This is a genomic window from Streptomyces sp. SID1328 (genome assembly GCF_009865595.1).
GTDB classification, from domain to species: Bacteria; Actinomycetota; Actinomycetes; order Streptomycetales; family Streptomycetaceae; genus Streptomyces; species Streptomyces griseoluteus.
In genome coordinates, this window is sequence record NZ_WWKH01000188.1 from 1 (window position 1) to 1,001 (window position 1,001).

Sequence of the window (1,001 nt, forward strand, 5' to 3'; positions counted from 1 at the left end):
CGGCGCAGGGCGGCCGCCTCCGGCTCGCGGCGCAGGTCCTCCAGCACCGAGGCCAGGGAGGACGCGCTGTCCAGGGTGTGCGGGTGGTCCGGCCCGAGGAGTCCGGCGCGGCTGGTCCACATGCTGCGCCACACCTCCTCCGACTTGCCCAACTCGCCCGTCACGTGCATCAGTCCGGCCAAGTCGGCGGCGGTCGTCAGGGTGTCCTCGTGGACGTAGCCGAGAGTCCGGGACTGGGTGTACACCAGGGCCATCAGCCGCTCGCGCGCCTCATCCTGGCGACCCTCCATGTGGGTCAGCACACGGGCGTAGTCGCGGAACGCCCGCAGGGTTTCCGGGTGTTCGGGGCCGAGCCGCTGATGGGCCGAGTTGGCGCGCATGCCGTAGAACTCGTGCGGGGGCAGGCCGACGCGGCTGATCTCCTCCTCGGTGCCGTCCTCATTGAGCATCGTGAAGACCAGGTCGGCGGCCGGGGGCAGTGCCGGTTCGGGGGTGTCCGGGCGACCGTCGTCCCCGCGTTTCCTGCGCCGTCCGAGGGCCATGTCCGGACCCCCTCCTCTTCTCGTCCGGCTCCGGAGGCCCTACGCCCCGGAGTGCACATGGGCGGCCCACAGGCTGGGGCTGCCGGGGAAGGCCGCCCGGCACTCCCGTACGGCGTGGTGCAGGGCGAGGGCCGCGTCCAGCTCCGCCGAGGCGGACAGGGCGTCGCACATCCCCCCGTACAGGGCCCGCGTCACGCGTACCGCGACAGCGTCGTGCACCGGCCAGAGGGTGCCGATCGCGTGCGGGTACCCGGCGGTCTGGAAGGCCGAGGTGATGTGGATCGACTCGTCCGCCAGCCGCTCCGAGCCCCGCGCGGTCTCGCAGGCGGACAGCACGGCGAGCCGGGCGCCCGGCAGCTCCAGCCGCGAGATATGACGCACCGTCAGTGGGTGTTCCCGGTGGTCGTGCACCAGCAGCCGGGCCCCGGACGGATCGTCCGGCTCGCTCACCCCGTGGCA

1 protein-coding gene and 1 pseudogene are annotated in these 1,001 nt (G+C 73.2%); both read right to left on the reverse strand.

Annotation, left to right across the window (positions count from 1 at the left end):
- A pseudogene (locus GT030_RS05710) lies at positions 1-542 on the reverse strand (tetratricopeptide repeat protein); the annotation flags it as partial.
- A gap of 39 nt (positions 543-581) precedes the next feature.
- Positions 582-1,001: CHAT domain-containing protein (locus tag GT030_RS05715; RefSeq protein ID WP_161200135.1), on the reverse strand; the 420-nt coding region annotated here is incomplete at its 5' end.